General features: G+C 42.8%; 24 protein-coding genes and 4 pseudogenes. 5 read left to right on the top strand and 23 right to left on the bottom strand.

All coding sequences use genetic code 11. The annotated features are described in order from the left end of the window. Entirely contained in the window at positions 1 to 594 is a 594-nt protein-coding gene (locus ACMHKJ_RS16860; RefSeq protein WP_413495725.1) for a TetR/AcrR family transcriptional regulator, read from the top strand. 139 nt (positions 595 to 733) lie between these two features. Here ACMHKJ_RS16860 and map read toward each other — a convergent pair whose 3' ends face one another. From map to ACMHKJ_RS16825, 7 genes are all read right to left on the bottom strand, one after another. Then, positions 734 to 1,510, bottom strand: coding sequence for a type I methionyl aminopeptidase (map, locus tag ACMHKJ_RS16855; RefSeq protein ID WP_413495723.1), 777 nt, complete (start codon positions 1,508 to 1,510; stop codon positions 734 to 736). Then, on the bottom strand, positions 1,503 to 1,709 hold the full coding sequence (locus ACMHKJ_RS16850) for a ParD-like family protein (RefSeq protein WP_413495721.1): 207 nt from the start codon (positions 1,707 to 1,709) through the stop codon (positions 1,503 to 1,505). The genes map and ACMHKJ_RS16850 overlap by 8 nt, the downstream gene beginning before the upstream one ends. Positions 1,710 to 1,817: 108 nt before the next feature. Further along, positions 1,818 to 2,831: a tryptophan--tRNA ligase gene (trpS, locus tag ACMHKJ_RS16845; RefSeq protein WP_413495719.1), complete on the bottom strand. Its 1,014-nt coding sequence runs from the start codon at positions 2,829 to 2,831 to the stop codon at positions 1,818 to 1,820. A 1,169-nt stretch (positions 2,832 to 4,000) separates the two neighbouring features. Continuing rightward, the gene (locus ACMHKJ_RS16840; RefSeq protein WP_413495717.1) at positions 4,001 to 4,246 is read right to left on the bottom strand and encodes a GDCCVxC domain-containing (seleno)protein; all 246 of its coding nucleotides are present in this window, start codon (positions 4,244 to 4,246) and stop codon (positions 4,001 to 4,003) included. Positions 4,247 to 4,560: 314 nt separating this feature from the next. Further along, positions 4,561 to 4,782 (bottom strand): hypothetical protein, encoded by a 222-nt coding sequence (locus ACMHKJ_RS16835; RefSeq protein WP_067361208.1) that lies wholly within the window; start codon positions 4,780 to 4,782, stop codon positions 4,561 to 4,563. A gap of 584 nt (positions 4,783 to 5,366) precedes the next feature. Further along, positions 5,367 to 6,536: an iron-containing alcohol dehydrogenase gene (locus ACMHKJ_RS16830; RefSeq protein WP_413495715.1), complete on the bottom strand. Its 1,170-nt coding sequence runs from the start codon at positions 6,534 to 6,536 to the stop codon at positions 5,367 to 5,369. A 213-nt stretch (positions 6,537 to 6,749) separates the two neighbouring features. Further along, entirely contained in the window at positions 6,750 to 7,643 is an 894-nt protein-coding gene (locus tag ACMHKJ_RS16825; protein ID WP_413495713.1) for an AraC family transcriptional regulator, read from the bottom strand. Between the two features lie 343 nt (positions 7,644 to 7,986). On the opposite strand from ACMHKJ_RS16825, the gene ACMHKJ_RS16820 reads away from it, so the two are divergent. Further along, complete coding sequence (locus ACMHKJ_RS16820) at positions 7,987 to 8,433, top strand: cupin domain-containing protein (protein ID WP_413495711.1); 447 nt, start codon at positions 7,987 to 7,989, stop codon at positions 8,431 to 8,433. Positions 8,434 to 8,579: 146 nt separating this feature from the next. On the opposite strand, the gene ACMHKJ_RS16815 is transcribed toward ACMHKJ_RS16820, so the two are convergent. From ACMHKJ_RS16815 to ACMHKJ_RS16795, 5 genes and pseudogenes are all read right to left on the bottom strand, one after another. Beyond that, complete coding sequence (locus tag ACMHKJ_RS16815; protein ID WP_413495710.1) at positions 8,580 to 9,134, bottom strand: TetR/AcrR family transcriptional regulator; 555 nt, start codon at positions 9,132 to 9,134, stop codon at positions 8,580 to 8,582. Positions 9,135 to 9,155: 21 nt separating this feature from the next. Then, positions 9,156 to 10,361, bottom strand: coding sequence for a multidrug effflux MFS transporter (locus ACMHKJ_RS16810; RefSeq protein WP_413495708.1), 1,206 nt, complete (start codon positions 10,359 to 10,361; stop codon positions 9,156 to 9,158). Positions 10,362 to 10,560: 199 nt separating this feature from the next. Further along, positions 10,561 to 11,097, bottom strand: coding sequence for a GNAT family N-acetyltransferase (locus ACMHKJ_RS16805; RefSeq protein ID WP_413495706.1), 537 nt, complete (start codon positions 11,095 to 11,097; stop codon positions 10,561 to 10,563). 628 nt (positions 11,098 to 11,725) lie between these two features. Continuing rightward, a pseudogene (locus ACMHKJ_RS16800) lies at positions 11,726 to 12,700 on the bottom strand (terminase large subunit); the annotation flags it as partial. A gap of 45 nt (positions 12,701 to 12,745) precedes the next feature. Further along, a complete protein-coding gene (locus ACMHKJ_RS16795) occupies positions 12,746 to 13,096 on the bottom strand; it encodes an HNH endonuclease (protein WP_413495704.1) in 351 nt (116 codons plus the stop codon). A gap of 116 nt (positions 13,097 to 13,212) precedes the next feature. On the opposite strand from ACMHKJ_RS16795, the gene ACMHKJ_RS16790 reads away from it, so the two are divergent. After that, positions 13,213 to 13,641, top strand: coding sequence for a hypothetical protein (locus tag ACMHKJ_RS16790; RefSeq protein ID WP_413495702.1), 429 nt, complete (start codon positions 13,213 to 13,215; stop codon positions 13,639 to 13,641). Positions 13,642 to 13,645: 4 nt separating this feature from the next. On the opposite strand, the gene ACMHKJ_RS16785 is transcribed toward ACMHKJ_RS16790, so the two are convergent. Genes ACMHKJ_RS16785 through ACMHKJ_RS16770 form a run of 4 tightly spaced genes read right to left on the bottom strand, consistent with a single transcriptional unit; the run spans position 13,646 to position 14,895 of the window. Then, on the bottom strand, positions 13,646 to 14,098 hold the full coding sequence (locus ACMHKJ_RS16785; protein WP_413495700.1) for a lysis protein: 453 nt from the start codon (positions 14,096 to 14,098) through the stop codon (positions 13,646 to 13,648). Continuing rightward, on the bottom strand, positions 14,095 to 14,253 hold the full coding sequence (locus tag ACMHKJ_RS16780) for a hypothetical protein (RefSeq protein WP_413495698.1): 159 nt from the start codon (positions 14,251 to 14,253) through the stop codon (positions 14,095 to 14,097). The genes ACMHKJ_RS16785 and ACMHKJ_RS16780 overlap by 4 nt, the downstream gene beginning before the upstream one ends. Next, positions 14,235 to 14,711: a lysozyme gene (locus ACMHKJ_RS16775; RefSeq protein WP_461435657.1), complete on the bottom strand. Its 477-nt coding sequence runs from the start codon at positions 14,709 to 14,711 to the stop codon at positions 14,235 to 14,237. The genes ACMHKJ_RS16780 and ACMHKJ_RS16775 overlap by 19 nt, the downstream gene beginning before the upstream one ends. Then, on the bottom strand, positions 14,701 to 14,895 hold the full coding sequence (locus ACMHKJ_RS16770) for a phage holin family protein (protein WP_413495696.1): 195 nt from the start codon (positions 14,893 to 14,895) through the stop codon (positions 14,701 to 14,703). The genes ACMHKJ_RS16775 and ACMHKJ_RS16770 overlap by 11 nt, the downstream gene beginning before the upstream one ends. Positions 14,896 to 15,436: 541 nt before the next feature. Between ACMHKJ_RS16770 and ACMHKJ_RS16765 the strand changes: the two genes are divergently transcribed. After that, positions 15,437 to 15,709, top strand: a complete 273-nt coding sequence (locus ACMHKJ_RS16765; RefSeq protein ID WP_413495694.1) for a hypothetical protein — start codon at positions 15,437 to 15,439, stop codon at positions 15,707 to 15,709. On the opposite strand, the gene ACMHKJ_RS16760 is transcribed toward ACMHKJ_RS16765, so the two are convergent. From ACMHKJ_RS16760 to ACMHKJ_RS16735, 6 genes and pseudogenes are all read right to left on the bottom strand, one after another. Beyond that, positions 15,701 to 16,210 (bottom strand): hypothetical protein, encoded by a 510-nt coding sequence (locus ACMHKJ_RS16760; protein ID WP_413495693.1) that lies wholly within the window; start codon positions 16,208 to 16,210, stop codon positions 15,701 to 15,703. The genes ACMHKJ_RS16765 and ACMHKJ_RS16760 overlap by 9 nt on opposite strands. Before the next feature lie 331 nt (positions 16,211 to 16,541). Then, positions 16,542 to 16,865 carry a MoaF-related domain-containing protein gene (locus ACMHKJ_RS16755; protein WP_413495692.1) on the bottom strand — a complete coding sequence of 108 codons (324 nt, stop codon included), beginning with the start codon at positions 16,863 to 16,865 and terminating at the stop codon, positions 16,542 to 16,544. Positions 16,866 to 17,151: 286 nt separating this feature from the next. Next, a pseudogene (locus ACMHKJ_RS16750) lies at positions 17,152 to 17,593 on the bottom strand (DNA methyltransferase); the annotation flags it as partial. Positions 17,594 to 17,827: 234 nt separating this feature from the next. Beyond that, positions 17,828 to 17,965 (bottom strand): cold shock small protein YmcF, encoded by a 138-nt coding sequence (gene ymcF, locus ACMHKJ_RS16745; RefSeq protein ID WP_413495690.1) that lies wholly within the window; start codon positions 17,963 to 17,965, stop codon positions 17,828 to 17,830. After that, entirely contained in the window at positions 17,965 to 18,177 is a 213-nt protein-coding gene (gene cspE, locus ACMHKJ_RS16740; RefSeq protein WP_413495689.1) for a transcription antiterminator/RNA stability regulator CspE, read from the bottom strand. The genes ymcF and cspE overlap by 1 nt, the downstream gene beginning before the upstream one ends. 374 nt (positions 18,178 to 18,551) lie before the next feature. Then, entirely contained in the window at positions 18,552 to 19,148 is a 597-nt protein-coding gene (locus ACMHKJ_RS16735; protein ID WP_413495687.1) for a bacteriophage antitermination protein Q, read from the bottom strand. On the opposite strand from ACMHKJ_RS16735, the pseudogene ACMHKJ_RS16730 reads away from it, so the two are divergent. Then, a pseudogene (locus ACMHKJ_RS16730) lies at positions 19,104 to 19,544 on the top strand (tyrosine-type recombinase/integrase); the annotation flags it as partial. The gene ACMHKJ_RS16735 and the pseudogene ACMHKJ_RS16730 overlap by 45 nt on opposite strands. 122 nt (positions 19,545 to 19,666) lie before the next feature. On the opposite strand, the pseudogene ACMHKJ_RS16725 reads toward ACMHKJ_RS16730, so the two are convergent. Then, positions 19,667 to 19,834: pseudogene (locus tag ACMHKJ_RS16725) on the bottom strand (isocitrate/isopropylmalate family dehydrogenase); the annotation flags it as partial. Between the last annotated feature and the right edge of the window lie 228 nt (positions 19,835 to 20,062).

The following is a 20,062-nucleotide window of genomic DNA, read 5'->3' as shown; positions in this document are numbered from 1 at the left end:
ATGACTCAGTCAGCGGAATACAAACCCCGCTTTAAGCCTGCCGACGTCCGGATCAATGAACTGATGGGTGCCGCCGAAGCACTGTTCCTGGAAAAAGGGTTTGATGCGACTACTGTCAGCGATATTGTGGCGCGCGCCGGTGTTGCCAAAGGTACGTATTATCATTACTTTGCCGCCAAGCCGGATATTTATGAGGCGCTGCGTCAGCGCTATATGGCGTGGTTTTTATCACAAACTCAGCAGGCAACAGATTCCTGTGCTGCCGGTGATGTGAATGCAAAACTGGCTGCCTGGTGTCAACGCTCCGTCACGGCGTATGCCGAAAAGCAGACGCTGCATGATGTTTTGTTTCATCAGGGCTTTCATCAGCAGGGAAATGAGCATGAAAATGCAATACTGAAGCAATTAATTACGCTGATTGCCGAAGGTGAGCAACTCGGGGTATGGCAGGTCGCACATCCGGATATCACTGCCATGATTATTTATCACGGCATGCATGCCGCCGTCGACACTCTGCCGCACTCCTGCAATTATGATGTGAATACTCTCGGACCGGTATTATACGAACAGTTTCTGCGTTTTTTACGCGCCTGACATTAAATATAAAAAAACCCGGTCGCAGCCGGGTCTTCTCACTAACACTCTCTATACCCTTATTCATTCAAACTACAGGTTCGTTGGCTGCATCCTGAATGACGTTGGGTATATAGTGGATAATCTGCCTGAATTAGGATCAGCGCAGTGTTTCATCCGCACGCAGCGTCAGCACTTCATAACCGGTTGCCGTCACCACAATCGTGTGCTCGGATTGCGCAGATAATTTTTTATCCCGCGTAACAACTGTCCAGCCATCTTTTTTGGTTTTGATCTTCGCGCCGCCCTGGTTGATCATCGGTTCAATCGTGAAGGTCATCCCCTCTTTGAGTTCAGTACCCTGACCACGGACACCATAGTGCAGCACCTGCGGTGATTCATGCATTTCACGTCCGATCCCGTGTCCGCAATACTCGCGCACCACACTGTAGCCGCGTGACTCAGCATAGTGCTGAATAGCAGAGCCGATATCACCGAGTGTCGCGCCCGGTTTTACCTGCTGAATACCTTCCCACATAGCGTCATAGGTCGCTTTCACCAGTTTTTTTGCCAGCGGAGAAGCATCCGGCATCACATACATTTTACTGGAATCAGCAATAAAGCCGTTTTTTTCCAGGGTGATGTCCACATTGATAATATCTTTGTCTTTTACCAGCTCATCGGCTTTCGGCACACCGTGGCACACCACTTCATTCAGTGAGGTATTCAGCACATACTCAAACCCGTACTGACCTTTACTGGCAGGACGGGACTCAAGTGTATTAACAATATAATCTTCAACTTTGTCATTGATCGCCAGAGTGGACACACCCGGCTTAATGAAATCATCCAGCATGGCAAAAACCTGTGCCAGCAAACGACCTGACTCCCGCATCAGTTCGATTTCCGCGGCTGTTTTAATAACGATACTACTCATGCTGCTCTCCTTTCCGGCTCAGTGACTCTTTTTCCAGCATCTCACTGATAAGCATTGTGAAGGTTTTATCGGGATTCATTTCAGCCTGCATGCCGATTTTTATCCAGAATTCTGCCTGTGCATTAATTGAGCGCGACATTACATTGCTCGCACGGCGCAGATATTCATGTAATTCATCGGAGATTTTAACAATACCCACGTGAAATCCTTTACTGATAAACCATATATGAAACAGATATGGTTCATATAGTAAACCTCCCGGAAACGGGAATCAATCGCATCCGGTTAAATCCGCATGATCCGTCAATCAGATAACAAACAGCCCCATCCCCCGCTTTACCTGATCCAGCGTTTGTTGTGTCACTTCCCGCGCTTTTTCCGTGCCGCTGCGGATAACGGAAAGCAGATAGGGTTTATCCGCCATCAGACGAGCCCGCGCCTCACGAACCGGTGCCAGTAATGACTGCAAGCAGTCATTCAATACGACTTTACACTGCCGGTCACCCAATCCGCCGGTCTGATACTGTACTTTCATGTCAGAAATCAGGGCAGTATCCGGATGAAACGCATCAAGATACGTAAACACGACATTCCCTTCAATCTGTCCCGGATCAGACACTCTAAGGTGCTGCGGATCAGTAAACATCGCATTCACCGCGCGGGTTAACGCATCCTCACTGACCGAAAGATTGATCACATTTCCGAGGGATTTCGACATTTTTCCGTTGCCGTCAATGCCGGGCAACCGCCCTGCTTTACCGACCTGCGCGCGGCAATGCACCAGCAGCGGCTCACCGGTAATGCTGTTTACTTTACTGACGATTTCATTGGTTTGTTCAATCATCGGCAACTGGTCTTCCCCGACAGGCACCAGTTCTGCTTTGAATGCTGAAATATCAGCCGCCTGGCTTACCGGATAGATAAGAAACCCTGCGGGTAATGCGCGGGTAAATTGCTTCTGAATGATTTCATGCTTAACTGTCGGATTGCGCTCAAGGCGGGAAACCGTCACCAGATTGAGATACAGCAGTGTCAGTTCCGCCAGCGCAGGCAGCGCGGATTGCAGACAAATCACAGAGCGGGCGGGGTCGATTCCGACCGCCAGATAATCCGCAACCACATCATACAGATAGCGGTTAACTTTTTCCGGATGCGCGCCGTTATCAGTCAGACCTTGTAAATCTGCCATTAACACATATTGAGTGGATGAATGTTGCAATAAAACGCGCTGTTGCAGGGAGCCGATATAATGACCAAGATGCAATGGCCCGGTAATACGGTCGCCGGTCAGGATAATCGGGTTGGTTTGATGAGCAGGCATATTATTTCCTCTTGAATACTATCAGAGGCCGCCAGAGTGAAGATATATCTTAAATGAAATCGCCGCACTCCGGCGGCGATTTGTTAAAATTAAAATGACATAACAAAACCGGCGCCGCACGTTGTGCGCCACCAAAAAACATTGAGTGATAACTGAGCTGTAATTTTATTATTCATCATTCAATCAATTTACAACTTTTTTAATTTATTGCCACTACTTTCTCAGGCGGTAAGAAAAGACAGACAGGGAGCATACACAAGTATGTGACTGGCGGGACTCATGCCGCCAACGAACTCACAGTTTGAATAAATAAGATATATTTACATTTATTATTCTTTGTCAGTACAACATCATCAACAATGACAAATCATGACAATAAAATACCTTACTTTCATTGTGTTACGCCATTACTCAGGTAAGATTAATTACTGACAGCACATCAGGTTTATATATTCAGCGGAGTATTTTTATCAGGCTAACTTAACGCAGTATTGAGGAGAGTATATGTTTTTACTGACACTGGGGTTAATTATCACATCCTGTCTGTTTGCTACAATAATGAGCCCTAAATGGGATGATTAAATGAACGCAGGTATATTATCTGATTAAACGCCTTTCAGTTTCCGCCATAAACTGAAAGGCGTTTTCGTTTATCCGGCTGATTAAATACTATTTCGCCATAAAACAGCGATAAAAAACACATATTCTGACAAATCATTTTTTGACTGATTCATATATCTTAACTATATTTAAATTGTTACCAAGCTGAAAGTAACACCTGATGCCTCTGAACTTGTTTTGTTTGTTCAGAGGCTTTTTTTGACACCCATACAAAAAAATACATTTAATATAATAATTAATTAGTTACAGCCAGCACCAAACACCTGTCCGGAATAAATTCAAAATACCATCAAAATAAGTATAAATACCAAAAACCGGAAATGATCTTTTTCTGACCTGTACATCTCCGACATACCGGCTATATTGATAAGTGTTTTTAATTAATTGATATTCGCTTTATTTCACGGATTGTATGCCCAACGTCATTCAGGATGCAGACTGACCACAACCAGCGAACCTGCAGTTTGAATGAATCAGAGTATATAATGATCCGGTTTTATTACTGATGTACTCTGCCCGCATTATTATTCTGCGGGCATTTTTTATCTTTATTTTTCGTCCTGTGACGGGCAGCAACATCCCGGTTTGCCCGTAAGTGCCGCTTCCTGTATTGGCGGGCAGGCAAGCGTACCAAAAGAACAAAATACACAGCAATCACCCGGCAATGGTTTTAATAATGTATGGCAATGTTCACACTCATAAAACCACTGGCACGCATCCTCCGGCATTGTCTCTGTTTTTTTATAACCACAAACCGGACAGGTTAATTCAGACTGTAATTCAATATTATTCATGCTCATTCTGCTCCTGTAAAACCACTGATAATCAAAATATTATCTGAATACTATCAGCTCAGAGACATTACAGATAATGATGCACTGCATACTAATTTTAAATTTTGACCAACTTTGTTGGTGCTTTATTTAAGTTAAACCCATTACCATGCGTGCATGAACTGTTTATATCTGCCGTTCATGATTTTCATACCTATATCTTTTTCTGCCCGGTGCCCATAACACCGGGCATTTTTTTATCCGGAAAACAGAACGTAAAAAGGCCACCTAAGTGACCTTGATATGATTCATACTCTGAAAGCACTTACCACATATTACAAATTAAATGATCTGATAAAACCAATCATTGGTCCGATAAAGAACGGAAAAATACCAATCCCAAACCCGATCCCGCCACCAATAATTAATTTACCGCCACCAGTACATTCAGTTGGCGGTGTTACAGGAGGAGAAACATTTCCTGTGCCTGGTCTCAGAAAATCAAATAATCCACTTCCGCTGACAATTTCACGCTCACTAACAGATAATTCTTTCATAATGATTTCCTTATCAACAAGTAAATAATGCAACCATACATGTTATATGTTTATAATTTTAAAAATAAAAAAATAATTACATGCACTTATTCCATGATCGGTTTTTTTTAAAGTTAAATCAAGACATTATTGCGTTGTTAATTAAAAATAAGACATTATCAAATTCACCATGATATTAATATTTATTCCCCACATAATATCATGCCGAAACAAAATTCATCACGAGTGTATTGTGAAATTGCCATAGTAAAAAGTACCATGGTAAACATTATTACTACAATAGCAAGGTAGCATAATGTATTCCGACCATCTTGTTATTGTATTCCCGCATAATTAGTACGTGATTCGGTAAAAAATATTCCCGGGAAAATAAAGAGATTAGTTGTATTATAAAATACAACATGAATACGGCTGTACCAGCAGTGCTAATTCGCTCAGCTTTAATGAAATGACTATACTCTGAATAATTCAGGATGCAGGCAGGTGGCTAGCTCCGCCCGTCGGGAATCATAGATAAACTATGTGCCCAGACAGGGCTTTGCGTAGTCAGGACCCGGACATCCTGAAGTATGACGGGTATATAATCAGAAACACGTTTCCAAAATATTAAGAATCTCTTCCGATGTTAATTTTTTATAGCCTTTACCTATAATAGTGGTTGATTCTGCAATTTTTGGCAGCATCTCTTTTGTTGCACCCAACTCTTTGAGTGATGTCACGATGCCACATTCTTTAGTAAAATGCGCCAGTGCATCAATTCCTTCGAGTGCGATTTGGTCCTGAGTTTTACCCTCACAGGAAATACCCCATACCTGAGTTGCAAAACGCACAAATTTCTCAATACCAAATTTATAAATCAGACGATAATAAGGCAACGATATTGCGGCCAATCCCATTCCATGAGCGCAATCAGTATAAGCACCCAATTGATGTTCAATCATATGGACTTGCCAGTCTTGTGTTTTTGATAAACCCGTAATGGTATTTAGTGCCAATGTTGCATTCCACATCAAATTACTTCTGGCTTCGTAATCATCCGGATTTTTCAACGCAACACGCAGGTTATCAATGGAAGACTTCAACAAACTTTCTATCAAATAATCACTGGTATTCGCACCCTGATCAGAAAAATACTGTTCCATCAGGTGAGACATCGTATCAAATACACCGCTGACCATCTGATATTGAGAAACCGTGAATGTATACTCCGGATTTAGAATTGAAAATCCAGGGTAAACATTCGCCGGAAAAACCCGCCCTGCTTTATATTTTGTGGCTTCATGTGTTATTACTGAACCACCATTCATTTCAGAACCGGTTCCGACCATAGTAAGAACTGACGCGACAGGAACAACTTTATTATCGACTTCACTGAATTCAATCCAATATTTCTGAAATGGATCTTCATTTTCACAATAGGCTGATACGGATATGCCTTTTGCACAATCTATGACTGAACCGCCACCAACTGCCAGAATAAGACTGACATTATGTTCCCGGACCAGCGCGGCACCTTCCATCATTTTGTTATATGTCGGATTCGGCATTACGCCGGACAACTCAATAACTTTTTTCCCCGCAGCGGCAAGAATTGTCATGATATCATCATAAAGCCCATTAGATTTAATCGCATTACGACCATATACTAGCATCACAGTATCACCATACTGTGTTAATTCATCATTTAATTTAGTGAGAGAATTTTTACCAAAATGGATTTTTGTCGGATTGTAATAAGTAAAGTCCAGTTGCATTTTTCTATCCTTATTATGAATTAACCTTGACACAGGGCTGCTGTACAATTTTTGTATAGCCGGGGATGAATAGGGTAACGCTGTGATATCAGGATAAACACTACTGCTTTATATCCCGGAAATGAATGTCTGATACTCTCTGTCTATTGCCTGTTTTTCCGGAATATAAAAATAAAGAAAAAATAATCGTACGCATATTTACCTGTACCGGTGTCAGACTGACCTCGTTTCTCTCAGCGCTTTAATATCGGTTAAAGGTGGTGCGCCAAACAAGCGGCTGTATTCCCGGCTAAATTGTGACGGGCTTTCGTAACCCACCCTGAATGTGGTGGTAGCCGCATCCAGATGTTCAGTCAGCATTAAACGGCGGGCTTCACTCAGACGAAGTTTTTTCTGAAATTGCAGCGGGGTCATTGATGTCATTATACGAAAATGTGTATAAAACGCAGATTTACTCATGCCGGTATAGGCAGCAAGTTCATTAATACTTAACGACCTCACAAAGTTATTTTTCAGCCAGTCGATGGCCTTAGATATTTGGTGGCTATGACTACCGGCAGTCACTATCTGATTTAAACGGGCACCCTGTCCGGTAGCCAGCATACGGTAAAAAATTTCACGTTTAATAACCGGTGCGAGGATTTTAATACTTTCAGGATGTTCAAGCAGCGCCATCAGACGAATAAAAGCATCCAGTAACGGCTCTGATAACTCACCGACCGCAATTCCTTTTTGTGCGCCGGTGCTCTGATTAAATGATAAGCCACTTTCTGCAATCAATTGTGATATTTCATGCAGATCTAACTCCAGGGTAAGTGCCAGATAGGGTTTATCTTCGCTGGCTTCAATAATATTAGCAATAATGGGCAGATCAACGGATGAAATAAGAAAGTGATTCGCATCATAAGTAAAACTGTCTTCGCCGAGCAAAACACGTTTCTTTCCCTGAGCAATCAAACAAATACTCGATATATGTGTATAACCTGCAGGTGATGTCGGAGATACCCAATGGCTGAGACTCAACCCGGGAATATCAGTATCAGACTGATTCGTATTATGTGTCAGTTTTTCAATTTGTCCGGCGAGTTTTTTTGTTGCTCTATCCATGTGTTCCTGGCTGTTCATGTCGCCTCCATCGGTAACCGGGGAATTATTCTTCCAGCTTTGATGCTATATTCCAGTATAACGGTGGCTTCACTGATGTAAAGAATATCAGGCAATAATTCTGTTTGTTTATTTTTAACCAGTGAGTAACATAATTTTCTGAATATATATTTTTGGAAGATTGAGCAAGTATCAGAACGGAACAGGATACCGATGACCACCTGAGTACGTATAGATTACAGGTATCGTTTAACAAACGATCTGGTAACACAAAGCAATATGTATTAATACCAACATACTTACCCTGTTCACCCGTCAATTAAACCAGCATTTACCGGAGATTATTATGCATAAAGAATCAAATACATTGATCCCTGAAGAATTGAAAGCAGGTATATTTAATGGAAAAGGTATTTTCCCTTTTGGTGAAAAAAACGTAGCGTATGCCGATTATTTTACCGGAACCAGCTATCTGTCATTACTAAATAAAGAAAACCCGGTTATCGCTAACGTTACCTTTGAACCGGGCTGTCGTAACTTCTGGCATATTCACCATAAGAGCGGACAAATTTTGTTAGTCACCGGCGGCCGGGGCTGGTATCAGGAAGCAGGAAAACCCGCTCAGACATTAAATCCGGGTGATGTCGTTCATATTGCTCCGGGTATAAAACACTGGCATGGTGCAGCCGCAGATAGCTGGTTTGCTCATGTCGCAGTCGAAATACCGGCAGAAGGTGCTACCAACGAATGGTTAGAACCTGTTTCAGATAAAGAGTATAAGCATCTGGAATAATTTTATCACCTTATTATGCATTATGATTTTATATATATATTGTGAAATATGTGACTTATCAGCAGTGTTATTTTCGGATACTGATATCCGGTATCCGAAAAATAATTAATATGACCTTTTAATACGTGTATATCCCGGAGTACGGGTCACTGTTGCATGGCACTGACTAAAAGTTGCCACAGTGCTTTACGACGTTTATCCGCGGCCTCCGGCGTTGCATACAATAACTCAACGTGAACACTGTCAATAATACCCAGATAAGCATCGCCCAGCGCAATCTCACCGGTCGTCAACAAATGATTAAACCCGTCATTGAAGCGTGATTTAATTCCTGCAAGAAAAAACTCATATCCTTTCGCAACCTGTGGTTGTAATCCTGCGGGCGGAATAAACGCTGTGCGTATCAGCAGCCGGAGATAAGCAGACTGCTGATAACGCCCGGATACACATGCAAGATAGCATTCACCGCAGGTTGTATCTGAATCAAAACATTCATTCACAAAAGCACTTTCACTTGTTATTGCTTCATTGAAAACGTGTATAAAGAGTTCTTCTTTATTCTTGAAATGGGAATAAATTGTTGCCTTTTTAATCCCCGCTGCTTCAGCCACGGTATTTAATGAGCCCGCATCAAATCCTTTATCTGCAAAATGCTGCACCGCAGCATCGGATATTTTTTGCGCGGCAGGTGAAATAGCCATAAATAAAAGTGCCCCATGAATTTAATGAACGGAAACGTATTCTACATCATTTCTGGTCCGCCGAATGCTGAGAACGGTGAGCAATACAACAACAATCCCGAAGAAAACAAGAAAACCAAGCCAGTAACCTGTTCCACGGCCGGATAAGTACCCTGCCACCGGCGTTGCTGCAGCAGAGAGAACCAGTTGCAGAGCACCCAAAACAGCAGCAGCCGAACCCAGTGCCGTTTTCTGCGTAGACATCGTCATCGACATCAGCGTAGCTTCTGCAATACCCAGACCAAACATAGCCAGGAACATTCCTGCAACAACACCCGGTAAACCGATACCTCCCGCTCCCGATAAACCTGCGATTACCGCACCCGCAGCCATTGCCATGACGCCCCGCAATGCAACAGATGGCACGCTGAGGTGCGTAACCCAACGACCTGCACTGACTGCGCCAATTAACACCGCAATACCGGTACCACCGAATACCAGACCAAACGAATCAGGCGAAAGTGCATAATACGTCTGATAAACAAACGATGCGCCACCGATGTAAATAAACAGGAAAAAGAAAGCAGCGGAGAGCGACATAGCAGGCAACATAAAATCGCGATCAGTGATCAGTCGGTAATATGTTTTGAGTATGAGAGTTGGTTTGAGAGGCTGGCGCAGTTGTGCCGGTAAACTCTCGGGAAGTAAAAACCAACTGTTGATAAAAGCGATAAGCCCCATCAGTGCCAGCATGAGCATAACCGCTTTCCAGCCTGCATACGCGTCAATATATCCCCCCAGAGCCGGTGCAAGTACCGGGGCCAGACCTTCAATCGTCATCAGAAGAGCAAACAGTTTTGCCGCCTCAGTACCTGACGCGAGATCACGTACCATGCTGATTGCTACCACAAGAGTCATTGACGCCGCCAGTCCCTGAAAGAACCGGGCATAAAGCAAGGTGTTAAAAGTGTCAGCCCGCGATGCCCAGAGAGAGCAAATTATAAATAGCAGAACAGCTGATAACAGTGGCTTACGCCGGCCGATTGCATCAATAACAGGACCGGCGACCAATTGACCCAGCCCCATAGCCATAAGAAATACGGTAAGGGTAAGTTGAATTTGAGTAGCCGAGGCTTCCAGCTCTTTTGCCATATCCGGTAACGAGGCCAGATACATATCGATCGCTGAAGGTCCCAGTACAGTGATCATGGCAAGCGATACCGAAAGCCGGAAAAATGAATGTTGCATAATGATTTCCACAATAATAAAAACGCGATATTACTACTACCTACCGGTCGGTAGCAAGAGGAGATCATATACTCTTACCGGTGTTAGTTCTGTTTGAGCTAATACCTATAAAGCATATGCATTTTTGGAAAAACATTTGCTGGTCAATAAAAAAGCCCTGCTATTCAGCATGGCTGATTACCGTTTGTAACGACTTACATTAAAAGGACCATTCGTTCTTCAGGACAGCAAAAATTAAAGTATTCTCAAACTGTTTACTGCCATCAGTTTGCATAAATTCAACGTGTTCTTTAAGACACCCCTCGGCACGCATCCCTAAACGGTTACATAAATTTTTAGAAGGCTGATTATAATCAGCGACATACGCATAAATTCGTCTGGCACACTTTTGATTAAAGAGGTATTCGATAAAGGCTTTGGCAGCCTCTGTCGCATATCCGTTTCCCCCGTATTTTTTATTCAGATGCCAACCAATACACCAGGTTTCACTATCCGGCTCATTTTTGTTATCTGCAAACACATTCCCGATTATGGAATCAGACCCCTTTAAACAGATAGCCAACTGAGTTGGATCCTGACTTCTCTTTTTTATTTCATGCTGTGCATCAGTCAGTGAATTTAATTTTTCATCTGCAAAACATGGCGCCCCGGGCTCGGCTAAATAGTCAAAAAGGCCTTCGGCATCAGCATCACAAAAAGGTCTGATAATCAAACGGCTGGTCATTATGATATTCATCTGCACTCTCATGTAGTTAACTGTTTGTTATTCTGTTTCATAACACTATGGTAATTCACTAATTTTAAACCCTGTTTTTCAGTGAAATGATGTCAGACGGGTACGTTCTGTATTAACGTTATACCATCTGAACCCGATCCGGACGCCGGTAATTATAGTGCCACAACTATTTTTTACGACTTCCGTCGATTCACAAATATGGCTTAATCACGATTAAAATCATCAATCCGACCGTAAACTTCACGACAATATCCGGAAGAATGTACGTATCGGTTAAGAACCTGATGCTTCAGTATCTGCGTCCGGAGGTAAAAAACGGGGATAACAAAAAATGAAGTAAATATTGGCTACATTGTTTTTCAATCACATAGCTTTACCCTTTTATTGTTATTTTTACTATTTCATTGAATTAGTGATATTAATCATAATATTTATTGTTTATTTTCAAACAATTAAAAATTCAGGCAGAGCGACTGGCTGATGATGATATAAAGCAGAACACCTTTAAACAAAAACAGAAACCGGTTGCACTGATGCGTCATGCGCTGTCACAAAAACCACTGCCGGCTGTCGATGCCAGAGATATTGCCGATATTCTGGATCCGTATAAAACCAGCGGACAGCACCGGATGGCGCAAGTTATCTGCTCTTTGGCTTTTTTCGCCAGGCGGCGCATATCATCAAACCGTTTACAGATGCCCAATCCGGGATTGGCTTTTATCCAGATGCTTTCATCAAAAGGATCATCATCTTTGTCCGGTGTATAAACAGCGGCGAAAAACGTGTCATCCTCGACAACACCGCGCAGCACCTTGATCGCGTAATCCCGCAGCTCGTAACAAATCCCTTCCCGGTTAAAACCGGCGGTCGTAATGGCAAATAACAGTGACTGAAGACGCGCACCTGTCGCAGTTTCCAGCACATCCCATACATCGCGGGTTCGGTGTGCGTGAAGCTCATCCACAATGCCGCAGTGAATATTCAGACCATCGAGGTTATTCGCATCACTGGAAAGTGGCTCAAACTTGGATGCTGATCGCTCCTGGTAAATCGCCAGTTTATTGAATTCAAACAGGCGTCCGAGTGATGATTTCGCCTTTTTGACCATGTTTTTAGCATCTTCAAAGACGATCCGCGCCTGGTCGCGGGTTGTGGCGGCGGAGTAAACCTCTGCGCCGCCCTCACCATCAGCACCGGTCATGTACAGCCCGATACCGGAAGAGAGTGTGGATTTCGCATTTTTACGCGCGACTTCGTTATATGCTGTACGGAACCGGCGAACCATGATGGGATCGCCGTCATCATCACATTTTTGCTCACCGCTGAGCTCGTCAATCAGCGGGATAACAAAGCCGAAAATGTTAATCAGGATAAAAACGTGCCATGGCATTAAATCAATCGGCTTGCCTGCCAGCGCCCCTTTTACGTGCGGAACAAACTGATAAAAATCCAGAATATGCTGGGCGCGTTCTTCCATGAAATAGATGCCGCGCTCAGGGCCGAGCTCTATATCATCAAGAAACCGCTGACACGCCAGGTGGATCAATTCGCCCGCAACTATTTCCCCGGCAATCACCTGTTCGGCGTAGCGGATACCCAACAAATCGCCCGCCCTTAAACAGTCTGGATAACTTAACCTGTTTCTCTTTCATCGCGTTCTCTCCGTTGCTGTCTTGCGGTAGTGACAAGGCCAGCAGAGGCTTTGCAGGTTGCTCTCTGCATCAGTTCCCCCATGTGCTTTCGGGGTGATGTGGTCCACAGTCCTGGCTTCAGTCGCACGGCTGTTACGCAGGCACTCTTGGCACAGATGTTTATCTCTGCTCAGTATCACCGCACGCAGCCTGTCCCACTTGGTACCGTACCCGCGTTCATGGCGGCTCTTGCCCTGTTGGTGGTTCTCCCACCCTGTATTGATATGATCATCGCAGTAACCACTGCGATCAGTTGTTGTCTTTGCGCAGCCACGTTTACGGCAGGCGCGGGGTATGCGTGGTGGCATATCTGTCTCCTTAACCAATTAAAAAAACAACTTTCAGTTATCTACTGAACCTGTAGTTAATGAGCTTTGCGATGAGTTATATTAGTTTCTTTGAAATTTAAGAATAGGATATATAAATGGAAGTTCGAAAAATACTTACAGCATTAAATACACTCACTAATAACCTAGGTAAACTCACTAATGAACTGCCATCTGTAAGTAAAAAAGTCAGTGCTATTGCATCTAATTTAGCAGGGTATTCCGTAGTAAATGGTTTGATTTGTCTTATAGCGGTAAAGGCATCATGTAAATACCCAGAGTTCTATAACCTTTTCTACAATAGTAGTGGCGTTTTCATCGCTATATTATTTTTCTTCTTTATTAATGATGTCTTTAATAACTACTTTACAATAAAATCAATAAAGAATAAAAAACTGAACGCTATGACATTCGTTATATATATCTGTATTATTTTTGGCTCTATATTTATAACATGGCTATATGTAGCTGCAATTTATCTGCCGTTATTTACAATGCCTAGTATTATTCTTGAATGTAAACTATAACCCTTTATTGGGAATAACACTCTATTCTCACATAATCCTGCAACCCCTTAATCATCTGCTTTGACTCTGCAATTCGCTCTCTGAGTAACCAATAATTTCGGATAGCGGAGTCATCAGGTCGGGCGGTGGCTGCATCATCCATGCCGGTGGCGGTATTGTTGCCGGTCTTTGGACAACTGGCTTTGATGTACACCCGCTCAGGATTACGGTCAGCAGCAATACGCAGCCGCCCAATTTCAGTTTTTGCATTTGCCAACTCCTGTGTATGTCTGGTATCCAGTTCGTGAAGTTTCCGCGCACGTTCCTGATAGTCTTTATTGATTTCGACCTGCTCTGCGAGCTGACTACTCAGTACCGTATTATCTGATTTCAGTCGTTGATTATCATGATAAGTGTCATATACCCACCAGATAGCGGTAAGGATCAGTACGACAATCACCGCTTCTTTCCAGTTCATGGCGCTTCACACTGATAATGAATCACAGCCGCCTGCGGATATCCCGGCTGCGGTTTACAGTAATTAGGGAGTGAATACAGATAACAGCCAGCCAGCAGGCAAGCCGTCAGTAAGATGATGGCGAGGATAATCAGTGCTACGGGGTTCCGAGGCATACCGCATTCTCCGTTTCCCCCCGGTTAATCAGACCCTGCCATTTTTTACCGCCGGCAAATGTCCAGCGCTTCATTTCGTCACAGGCTCCGGCAATATCACCGGTATTCAGTTTGCGCAGCATCGTGGAGCGGGAAAAAGCACCGGGCCCGACGTTGTATACAAATGAATAGATAGCTGCGCGGGTGTTGCTGTCTATCGAAACCTTAATCATCGGGTCAACGGCGCGCCGAACTTTACTTAGATCGTCATGCAACAGCACCTTACATTCCGCATCGGTATAAATTTTTCCGGGCTGAATATCGCTACCTGTATGGCCATAACAAACGGTAAGAACATCGCCAACATCCGGATAAGGTTCGTATCTCACACCCTCATAGGCAGGGATTAGCACCAGCGCAGCCGCAATCGCACCACCGGCACAGGCTGCCATTACCTTTTTAATCAGATTATTGTTCACTCTGCCCTCCGGATTTAAGCTGGAATTCTTTTCGTTTGTAGTGCCAATTCACGGCGAATGTCCCGATGGTGCAGATGATGCCGATAAAGACAGCCCACTGATCGAGTGACATGACACCGAAAATGGTAGCAATAAGCCCCCACGCATAAGCAAAGGGGCTGGAGTATTTTTCAGGCATACGCATATCCCCCCCTGCGGAGTGTTCCGTTATTGATTGAATGGGAAACGCCGCAACCGGTTTATACGTTCCAAACAGATTAATGTGAGGTGGTTGCGGCATTATTCGGGTAATCCCACCAGCGGCGGGAAAGCAATAAAAAGAGCGTTGAGGCTGAATACGAGCCGGGGAATGAGCCTGTTATATTCCAGCGCTCTTATTGTTGCTGTAGTGGTGGGCGCAACTCCACCTTATGCGCGCCACTGGTTTCTCTGTATGAGGATTTACGGCAATTTAACGAAATATGGCATACCAGTATGCTTTTGGCTTTGACCTGGTGATGAAATAATAAAATGCACACGCTAATGCTAATTGCGCCTGCGTATTACCCGATATTTTCATACACAGCTTGATGAACAGGTTTTTCATAACGTCTCCATTAAAAAAGGTCGCCGGAGCGACCTGTGATTCAGTTAAACGTAATTAATGCTTGTCCGGGGTACGGTGATCGGTTCAGCCCAGTGAGATTAACCGGAGTGATGGCTGATTAGCTTCGGGTGGAATTTTTATGCACGACGATAAAGATCAAATAAACGAAGTGTTGAATGACTATCAGGTAATGCTCAAGGGGGATTTAACAGCCCTGATATTAATCAAAGAAATACTATCCACTTTAGATGTCATACATAAGGATCATGTGGTTTCAACACATGTAGCCAATCAGCTACGAATTGTGCTTGATAATATTCAGGAAACAAATTTCCATCACGACCCAAGCATTGTTGGCGCGTATAAAGATGCCTTGAAGTTAGCTGATTCAGTCCGCAAAAAATCACGGTAGTTTCGATAATTCAGCTTCAACTGAAACCAAAACGGAGTAAGCATCTTTTTTATCTCCAATGCCACAGCTTGTTGATTTCATCATATCTGCAAGCTGTTTTTCCAGATCAGAAATACGTTGCTCTGTTGTTTTTGGTGTCACACCATCAAGCCATGCTTTGTCGATAAACACCTCACGCATGAAAATTTGGTTACCTTTGATATCTAATATCCCTTTAAATACAGCAGAATTAAATACAGCGAAATCGTTGGTGTCTGTCATTTCAGCATCAGACAGTTCTGCACTCACACCAACAGAGCACCCCTCCGGCGCGTTACTCTCGATGCGTAGTGGCTCACCCTGGATATAATCGACATCATACTCACGATGGAATACACCGGAATGTTTGCCTGTCATTTGATCGCTGAGCAACAGGTGCTTACCCTGCCAGATATTAAAGCTGACATAATCTGCGGCTCCTGCATTTCCCAGATTACCGGTGGATACAGTTATTTTTCTCATCTCGATACCTTTCTGCGGATACGAAAAAGGTCGCACATGGCGACCTATAGGAACAAATTATTGAACATCAGATGCTTTACATAAGCCGAATTACTCTTTATATTTGTAATTGACATAACTTAGTATGTCATATACTTGATATTCACAATATTTCGCCGGTTACTTCAACCGGCTTTTTTGTGCCTGTAGTTTGAGTTGTTCGGAATAACCGAACATGTGAGCTGTCAACTATGAATTGACTACTGAATGTGAACCATCCGGAAATTCAGGAAAGTTGAAATAGAAAAGCCCCGCACTTGGCGAGGCTCATTAATCTGGTTAATTATTTGAATTATACTTGGATAGAGGTAATAGTACCTTCCATTACAAAAAAATCTCCATCCATAGTTGTATAGTAAGCATATGATTTTTTATTTTCAAAATTATCACAATGAACGACAGTGGCTTTAGTTGATTCTTGCCAGCTGATTAAGAAGTTATTGTCTGGTAATTGTCTCCATGTAAAAGGTACTTCCATTGTGGTACCTTTTAAATCACCATTTAAAAATTCAATCTCTATGGTTTTACCATCATTAGAATAATTATTAATAATAGATAATGAATTATCCATCGTTAGTTTGAATTTTCTTCCTGAATAAGGGAATTTAAGTGACATAAAATTATCCTTTTTTTAATTAATTGCCCACTAGTTATGCATCGTTCATCTGATATTTTTCAAAAAAATTAACTCAAATGGTAATAAATTTAACCAGCGCCATGCATTAAATAATGATTTGTATTGGATTATTATATATCACAAATAATGCTTTCATGTGACTTACCTCACATAAATTATTTTATAGCAGTTATCGAGGCAGGTGCTATTTTTAACAAATATTTTAGTTCTATTAGATTAGCAATACTCGGTGATAATAAGGCGGAACCCATCTCCCTGCGCTGATGATATTCGCTGCCTTTACCTTTTACCGGACCCCGGTAATGTTCAGCGAACAAAATTCTTTTCGTTGCAGGATGAAAACTACGCAAGCCTTCTTTATTTTGCCGCCACCACAGACCGAAGGGCTTTGCCCATACAATATGGCTCAGGATACTGAACCTCTCCCGCATCAGTATTTCTGTATCTGATGCCAGACGTGACCCGCAAAATAGATACAGGCTGCCGTTCGGCTTTAATACCCGCCAGAACTCAGCCAGTATTTCATCCAGCCATGATAAATATGCGCCGACATTTTCCCACTGGTTATCCCAGCTACAGCTCTTAACCTGAAAATATGGCGGGTCAGTTGCAATCAGGTCAATGCAATTGTCCGGAAGGGTTTTAATATAGCGGAGCGAGTCGTCATTGACTAAACTAATACTGTTTAAATTAACAGTGCTTTTCATAGATCCGGGTAACCTTTTTTGTTAAGCTCCCTTTGCTTTGTCGACACAAGCAGTGGGCCTTGGTTTATCCGTGATCATCACAACGGGTGAATAGCTGGAACGGTGCTACCAACACTCACCAGCCGCCCATTTCACAGCATGAAAATAGTTAAAGGGGAGAAATCCCCCCTTTACATTTCAGGCATAAAAAAACCCCGCCGATGGCGAGGTCTAAAATAATTGGCTACTTAATATCTAACTTGCTTCAACTTTCATCGCGCTTTTGCAAAAAATACATTTCGCTCCACGCGGGTTACTCAATGAGATATCAAATTGCGATGTTCGGTATTGTGAACCACTGCAACAAGGACACTTAAAACAGAAGTTAATCATTATAGCACTACTACATTGCCAGCGGCAGGACCTTTCATCCCATCTTCAATGGTGAATGATACTTCCTGACCTTCGGCTAAAGACTTGAAGTTATCGCTCTGAATTGCAGAGAAATGAACAAACACATCTTTGCTGCCATCTTTAGGAGAGATAAAACCAAAACCTTTATCATCGTTAAACCATTTTACTGAACCAGTCATTGTATTAGACATAGAATTTCCTTTAATTTTTTTTGATTGCCATAAGGCATATGAGGTTTGTTTTTTTATTTTTACTTATGGGAATTAATTAGAAGGAATTCGCAACGAAGAGGTATCAGTGATAACGCTAAATGGTGAACGACTTTAAACTGACTAGCATAAATAGGCCTGTACTTCCAAACCAGTGGCGCTATTAAGTCACAGGATAATTTAGATAGCAAGCTTTATTATTTAATATGTTTTATCTGTTGTGTGTAATCGCACACGTGAACTTATCCGCCTTAGCAGTGATTATTATCAATATCCTGGCAATAAAAAACCCCGCATTCACGAGACTTATATACAATTATGACAACATATCAAATTACCATCAGATATGGCTAAAATTATTCACTTTTGCAAGTTTTAGCTGCATTTTTGCGCCATATTTCTGCTCTATTGTTTCTCATTTTTCGTAATGACCCGCAGTCCAGTGTTTTGCAAATCAGCAGCAGCTCCTGCCAGTGCTTTTCATAGTGCATATTCCAGTTATTGCGCTCTACCCCAACCAGCTCAGCCAGTTCAGACTGATAATAATATCCGTCTTTGTTCAGGGTGTAATCCTGCACAGCCAGCCATACCAGCGCTTTTATACGCTCTTTCACTTTCTTTGATACCCGGCGCCCTTCAATCCGTTTCTGAATTTCATTCCATACATAGCCGGTGATGTTAGTCTGATGTGAGAACTTCAGTTCTTTGCCGTAGCAATATAACAGCCAGGACTGCTCTGCCTCTTCCAGTTCCATAATAGCCCGCCGCCATGAACAGTTTTGATAATCCACCCGATCAATAGGCGGCATCGGTAATACTGAGTAGTGTGTTGACCAGCAGGACACAGCCTCTGTTTCCCGGCTAACCTTTCTTCCGTTGACCGTAATATCACGCGGCTTTCTGCGTGGGTATCTGAAATGAAATTTAGTGATGTGTGGGATGACCACCTTCATGTGTCACAGGAAAAGACAGGGGTACGATTAGCGATCACCCTCGCCCTCCGGTGTGATGCACTGAATATAAGCCTGCGGGAAACTATTTCCCGGTGTCGTGATCTGGTTGTCAGTAAATATCTGATCCACTACACACGAAATTCATCACAGTCACAGCCGGGCGGACAAGTAACCGCAAATACGCTGACAACAAATTTTAAAAAAGCCAGGGATAAGACTGATATTAACTGGGGAGAAGGAACACCGGCGACATTCCATGAAATGCGATCGCTGTCCGAACGGTTATACCGGGAACAGGGAATAAATACTAAAAATCTGCTTGGTCATAAAAACCAGCAACAGACCGATAAATATCATGATGACAGGGGTAAAGACTGGATAAAAGTGGTGATATAAATCGTATACATTTTGACAGGTTTTGATAATTCGTTTTGATAATGTTTTGATAACCGTTTCAAACTGAATAATAAAAAACGGGAACCAATCAGTTCCCGTTAACTGTTTCACAGCATGCTTAATTACATATGCTTGATAATGGCATCACCAAACTCTGAGCATTTCAGCAGTTTAGCACCGTCCATCAGGCGTTCAAAATCATAAGTAACGGTCTTGGCAGCAATCGCGCCCTCAGTTCCTTTAATGATTAAGTCAGCCGCCTCGGACCAGCCCATGTGACGCAGCAGCATGTGATCTTAAATGACGTAACTAACTGAAAAACAAATGATAAATATGTATTATTCCGGTGCTTTTCATGCAAATAACACCCATCGTAAGTTACTGATGCATATAGAGTAACGCCATAGTTTTGGGGAATAGTAATAACACAATCTCAACCGGCGCGGCTTTATTTTATTCCTCTGCCTCCCCCGACTTCTCCGCAGCCTCTTGTGCTTCACGCTCTGCCTGCTCACGCT

It is taken from the genome of Morganella psychrotolerans, from assembly GCF_965118875.1.
In the GTDB taxonomy this organism is placed as follows: domain Bacteria; phylum Pseudomonadota; class Gammaproteobacteria; order Enterobacterales; family Enterobacteriaceae; genus Morganella; species Morganella psychrotolerans_C.
This window is presented reverse-complemented; position numbering and strand designations above follow the sequence as displayed.